2 protein-coding genes and 1 pseudogene are annotated in these 6,342 nt (G+C 70.4%); 2 read left to right on the top strand and 1 reads right to left on the bottom strand.

Annotated elements, in window-relative coordinates; translation table 11 throughout:
- Nucleotides 1-195, bottom strand: a pseudogene (locus ABZ312_RS44765) (ABC transporter ATP-binding protein); the annotation flags it as partial.
- Between the two features lie 119 nt (nt 196-314).
- On the opposite strand from ABZ312_RS44765, the gene ABZ312_RS44760 reads away from it, so the two are divergent.
- Nucleotides 315-3,638 (top strand): FtsX-like permease family protein, encoded by a 3,324-nt coding sequence (locus ABZ312_RS44760; RefSeq protein ID WP_500360746.1) that lies wholly within the window; start codon nt 315-317, stop codon nt 3,636-3,638.
- Between the two features lie 170 nt (nt 3,639-3,808).
- Nucleotides 3,809-6,342, top strand: a 2,534-nt coding sequence (locus ABZ312_RS44755; RefSeq protein ID WP_500440202.1) for an ABC transporter permease family protein, incomplete at its 3' end; no start/stop codon positions are given.

Below are 6,342 nucleotides of genomic sequence, written 5' to 3'. Positions count from 1 at the left end.
CTTGCCCGAGCCCGAGCGGCCCTTGAGCGCGACCAGTTCACCCCGGGCCACGGAGAAGGACACCCCGCCCAGGGCGTGCACCGCGGTGTCCCCGGCACCGAAGGTGCGCACCAGGTCCTCGACCACCACCATCGCCTCGGAGGCCGCCCCGTCGCCCCCCGGGCCCTCACGCCGTTCCAGCGCTATCTCAGTCATGGCGGGCAGCATAGCCAAAGCAGGAGAAATAGCAACAAATTCACTGGAGTCGGAGGCTGCCAGGAGTACCGGGCCTCGCGTCACCCCGTCGGTCAAGCCGTGACCGGGGCGGGGCTGAGATGAACGGGTTCGTACTTCTGCGCCTGCGTGCGCACCGTCTCCTGATCGGCGCCGCGGTCCTGTCCGTGCTCCTCACCACCTGCGCCGTGACGGCCCTCGCGGCGTTCAGCGACGCTGTTGGCGAGGCAGGAATCCGGCGCGCGCTCCAGGAGCAGTCCGCCGCCCGGACGCTGATCGAGGTGACAGCCGACGTGGAGGGCGAGGACCGAACAGCCGTCGACCACGGCGTGCGCGCGACGGTCGCCGGTGCGTACGACGGCCTGCCGGTCGAGGCGAAGGCGGTCACCCGCTCGCGTGCCTACGGACTGCCGGAAGCGCTGCGGTCAGGTCCGGCGCGCGGCGACGACTCGGACCTGACGTTTCTCTCCACGTTGGACCGTGCCCAAGTGAGCATGGTGGACGGCGTCTTTCCCGGCAGGCCCACCCCCGGTGAGCCGCTTCCCGTCGCGCTGCCGGAGACAGCGGCGTCGGCGCTGAAGGTCCGCACCGGGCGGATCGTGACCCTCTCGGACCGGCTCCGTGACACCACACTCACGGTCCGGGTGACGGGGATCTTCCGGCCGGTCGATCCAACGGCGCCGTACTGGCGTATCGACCCTACGGGGGGACGCGGCATTCGGACGCTGTCGTTCACCACGTACGGGCCCATGCTCGTCGATCCGCAGGTGTTCGCATCCGGGGCCGTCCCCGCCGCCGAGATGGCCTGGCAGGCACACGCCGACTTCTCGGCGATCACGACGGCGCGCTTCGGCCGCGTGAGCGCCGGAGTCCGCGAGGCGACACGGCGTCTGGAACACATGTCGACCGATGGGTCGATCGCGGCGAGCAGCGAATTGCCGGGGCTGCTACAGGAGTTGCGCAGGACACTGCTGGTGACCAGGTCGACCTTGCTGATCAGCGCCTCGCAGCTGACGCTACTGGCCGCGTTCTCGTTGTTGCTGGTCGCCCGGATGCTCACGGCGGAACGTGCCGAGGAGGCCGCGCAACTGCGGGCTCGGGGTGGCTCACGCACCCGTATGGTCGGCCTGGCGGCCACCGAAAGCCTGCTGCTGGTCGTACCTGCCGCGGTGCTGGCCCCGTTCCTGAACCGCCCGGTCATGGGGCTGTTGTCCGGGTACGGCGCGCTGGGCCGGACGGGAGTACGGCTGGAGGCCCAGCCGGCGACCGCTTGGGGCATGGCGGCGCTGACAGCTTCGGTGTGCGGGTTGTCCCTTGTCGTGCCCGCGTTGAGAGCATCGAGTTCCTATGCGGCTGAGCAGGCGGCGCGGAGGCGGCAGCGTGCACTTCCGGGAGCCGTGCGGGCCGGCGCCGACGTGGGGCTTGCGGTCGTGGCGGGACTCGCGTACTGGCAGTTGTCGCGCAGAGGGGCGGCGACAGGGACGCTGACCACCGACACCACCGGCGAACTGGGACTCGACCCGGTGCTGGTCGTCGCCCCGGCGATCTGCCTGCTGGCAGGCGCGGTGCTCGCCCTGCGCCTTCTGCCGCTTGCAGTACGGCTCGGAGAACGGCGGGCGGCCAGGGCCCATGGCTTGTCGGCGTCGCTGGTGGGCTGGCAGCTGGCACGCCGCCCCGGCCGGGGGGCGTCCCCGGTCCTGCTGCTGGTCCTGGCCCTGTCGATCAGTATCTTCGCGATCGGCGAGAACAGCAGTTGGACCCGCTCGCAGAAGGACCAGGCCGACTTCGCCGTGGGTTCCGACATCCGTGTCACCGGTTCCACGACTCCGCCGCTAGGGCAAGGCGGCGTGTACGACCATCTGGCCGGCGTCGCGGCAGTGACACCGGCCTCCCGTACCCAGGTGGCCCTGCCCCGTGACAGGACGGCCACGGTACTCGCCATGGACACCACGGCGGCGGCCGGGATCATGCGGCTACGTGGGGATCTGGCGGAACGCCCCCTGGTGGAGACCCTGCGGACGCTGCGTCCCGAAGACGACAGCCGGGCGCGTGACGTCGGATTCGTGGTGCCGCCCGACACGGACCGTCTGCGATTCGCCGTCCGGCTGGAGTCGCGGGACTCCCACGGCCGGGCGAAGCCGACCAGGGTCGCCGATCGGCTCTGGGCGACCTTCACGGACCGCTACGGGGTGCTGTACACGTTCTATCTCGGCGAAGTGATCGCCGACGGCCGGGTGCACACCTTGGACGCGAATCTGGGCGCCGAGACGGGTCGGGCACGTGACGCAGGGTCGGCCGGACCTTTGCGGATCACCACCCTGAAAGCCGAATACGGCATGCCCAAGTCCGCGGCGCGTCACCGCCTGACGATCGGCACGGTGGACGCCGTCGACGTCGAGGGCGGAGTCAGGCATCTCACACCGCAGGCCGACACGACATGGACATCCCGGATTCGCCAGTTCCTGGACGTCACCAATATCAGGGGGAGCCACAAGGCCGGATTGCCCGGAGAGCCCCCACGGTCCGGCCGTGACACCCTCCTCGCCGTCGACTACGACACAGGTGCGAACTCCAAGACGTTCCTGTCCTACGCCGCATCGGTCACGGTGTCGGCGACCCCGCCGGCTCCCGAGTCGGTGCCGGCAGCCGCCACCGACGCCTTTTTGAGGGCCACCAATGCCCAGGTCGGCAGCAAAGTGCTCCTCGACATGGGGGGGACGAAACTCAGCGTCCGCATCTCGGCGGCCCTGCGCGCACTGCCCACCACGGCGGCTGGGTCTGCCGCCGACGACGGAGGCGCGGTGCTCCTCGACCTGCGCACCGCGAGCCGGGTCCTGACCGCCATGGACCTGCCTGGTCCGGAGCCGGACGAATGGTGGGTCGCCGTACGACCCGGCTCGTCTGCCCGGGTCGCAAGCGCACTTCGCGACCGCGGCGACATTTCTTCCGTCATCGTCCGCGCGGAGCAGCAGGCCGAGTTTCAGGACGACCCCCTCGGCGCAGGTCCGCTGTCCACATTGCCTGTGGCAGTGCTCGCCGCGGTCGTACTCGCCCTGGCCGGCTTCTGCGTGGCCGCCATCGGCGCGGTCAGAGAACGGCTGCAGGATCTCGCCAAACTCCATGCGCTGGGGGCTTCGCGTCGGTCGCTGATCCGCGTGGTGGCTGCCGAACAGGGGCTGCTGGTGCTCATCGCGGCGGGCAGTGGCGCGTTGCTCGGCAGCTTGCTCACCACAATGGTCGTTCCGCCGATCGTGCTGACGTCGCGGGCGGAGAGTCCGGTGCCCGGTGTCCTGGTCGAGCTTCCCTCCGGCCCCGTCAGCACGCTGTTGCTCCTGGTGACAGGCGTGTCCTTGCTGCTCGTCGTCTTGATGGCCGGGCGATTCGCCGACCCGGTTCGGGCACTCCGCGGCCGGGGGGAGCAATGACCCGCTGGTCACGACCACGCGACGAACATTCGGACGCCGGCTGCGGAAGATCCCCAGGCCTTGGAGCTCACGATTACGTGTGAGGTACGTGCCCCGGCAACACCAGGGCGTTCCTCGCGGGCCTTCGATTCCCTATCCGGCAAGGCCGGTGCACCCTTTGAAGGAAACTGATGGCTAAGTCCCACGTTCCGCGCGGCGGCGACGTGTCCCTGATCCGCTCTCGGCTGCGGGCCGCTCAAGGTGCGGCTCTGGCCCTGGCCGTTTTGGTGTTGGGAACCGCCTTCGTGACGGCGATTCTGCCAGGCGCCGTCGCGGCGTACGAGAACGAGGCACTCCTGCAGAGGCTGTCCCAGGCGTCGGTGACCGGACGCAGTGTCAGCACGTCGTTCAACGCGGGCTGGGGAGAGGTGGGCCTCGTCAGCCCCGCTTCGCTGAAGGGCGACGAGGAAAGCATCCGGAGCATATTCCACCCTCCGTTGTCCACCGTCCTCACGACGAGGGACATGGTCAGCGGCGTGCGGTCCCTCGCGCCCTTCGAGGCCGGCGACAGAGCACTGCCCCGGCCCACGGGAACCGTGGACCCGCAAAGCACCGTCGTCGCCCAACCCGACCTGACCACCCATGCCCGGCTGGTCGACGGTCGGCTCTACCGACGACTGGGCGATCCCCGCCGCGTCGAGGCAGTGGTCACGGACCGTACCGCCGGCACCATGGGACTACACGCTGGTTCAGAACTCCATCTGCTGGACTCACACGGCGCGGAGCTGACGGTCGGGATCACCGGGATCATCCACCCCGTTCGGCCGGAGGCGCCCTATTGGAACGCAGAAAAAGATCTGCGCGCGCCGAAGCTGAACAGCCGGGCCGGCCCACCCGGCGGCGGCCCCGAGCAGTACTGGCACTTCACGGTGCTCATCTCTCCCGAGGACGCGCAGGGGCTGACCGCTTTCGGCGACGGAGCCACCGTGTACTTCCACCACCCTGCGGACGCCGGCCTCGTGAAGGTCCGCGACGTTCCCGCGCTGCGCGACCAGCTCGACTCGCTCATTGCCGGGCCTGACGCAGCGGAGTTGCGCGACAGCCGACCGTACATGGGGGAGATCGCCGAAGACGGCCTGTCGGCGCTGCTGGGTTCCTTCGACGAGCAACGCACGGCGGCCGAACCCCTGGTCCTCGTCGCGATGGTGGGTGTGGCGGCGGTTGCCGGGATCGTCCTCCTGATGGCCGCGGCTCTGCTGGTCGATCGTCGGCGATCCGAGCTGTCGTTGCTGCGGGCCCGGGGCATCAGCCTGTGGGTACTTGCGGGCCGGCTGCTGGCCGAGAGCGCGCTGCCGGCGATTCCCAGTGCGGCGGCCGGTGTGCTGCTCGCGCTGACTGTCGTGCCGACGGAAAACCGTGGGTTGCCGGTGTTGCTGGGGGCGCTGGTCGGGGCCTTCGCCTCGCTCGCCCTACCGCTGCGTGCGGTGGCCATCTCCGTGCGTCCCATGCCCGCCCGGCGCGCCGACCTCACCCGGGTACGAGCCGCACGGCGGCGAGTCGTGGCGGAACTGACCGTCACGGTGATCGTGATCGGTTCGGTGGTGGCGTTGCGGCAACGCGGAACGGCGGACGGTGCCGCGGACGTGCTGACTGCCGCGGCGCCCGTGCTGGTGGCAGTGGTCGCCGCGCTGGTGCTGCTGCGGCTGTACCCCTGGCCGTTGCGGCTGCTGGCGCCGCCCTTCGCGCGGCTCGACGGGGCGGTGCTGCACCTGGGCCTGGCGCGTGCCGGTCGAGCCCCGTCGATGTCCGCTCTGCCGCTCATGGCGCTGCTGGTGGCGCTCGCGGTCACCGCCTTCGGTGGGTCCGTCCTTGCCGGTGTCGAGGAAGGCCGCGACAGGGCCGCCCTGCGGGCGGTCGGCGCCGACGCGCGCGTCGAGACGTCGACCGGGCTGCCTGCCGGCTTGGAGTCACGAGTACGCGAGGTCCACGGCGTGCGGGATACGTCGGCGGTGCGGATCGAGAGGGACTTGTCGACTTCGTCCGGTGTGAGGTACAGCCTGGTCATCGCGGATCCCGCACAGTACGGACGCGTAGTGTCGAGCACCGGCACGGGCGCTCCGTTCCCGACGCTTGCCGGCCGCGGTCGGGAGCCGTTGCCGGCGGTGGTTTCGCCGGGGCTGGCCCGTGCTTTCAAGCAGGGCATGGGGAATGTGCGTTCTTCCGCGGGCCGGACCCCGATACGGGCCGTCGCCATCCGAGATGTCACTCCGGCCTTGGGCGGCGGCGAGTTCGTCGTCGTCTCCGCGCTCGACATGACACGGAAGCACGCCCGGGCGGCCCCGCAACTGTCGGCTCCTACGACCCTGCTCGTCACAGGATCGGCCCTGCGGGGTCCGCAGTTGCGTGCCGTCGTGCGGCAGGCCTCGCGGCACGCGCAGGTCACGCTCCGGTCAGAGGAGCGGACGGCGTACGGCATCTCAGCCCTGCAGTCCGGCGCACAACGCGTCTACCTGGCCGCGATCGTCACCAGCGCGGGCTTCAGCGCGCTGGCGTTGTTGTTGTCGTTGCTGCACAACGCGCCGCAGCGCAAGGCGCTGCTGGCGCGGCTGCGGACGATGGGGATGACGGGACGTCAGCGGCAGTGGCTGGCGGTGCTGGAGATGCTGCCGCAGGTCCTGCTGGGCGCCCTGGGCGGTGTGCTGGTGAGCGTGGCCACCGTGCCGCT

Origin of the sequence: Streptomyces sp. NPDC006207, assembly GCF_040613835.1 — a bacterium.
In the GTDB taxonomy this organism is placed as follows: domain Bacteria; phylum Actinomycetota; class Actinomycetes; order Streptomycetales; family Streptomycetaceae; genus Actinacidiphila.
The sequence above is the reverse complement of the archived record's forward strand: the minus strand, read 5'-3'. Positions and strand labels throughout refer to the sequence as shown.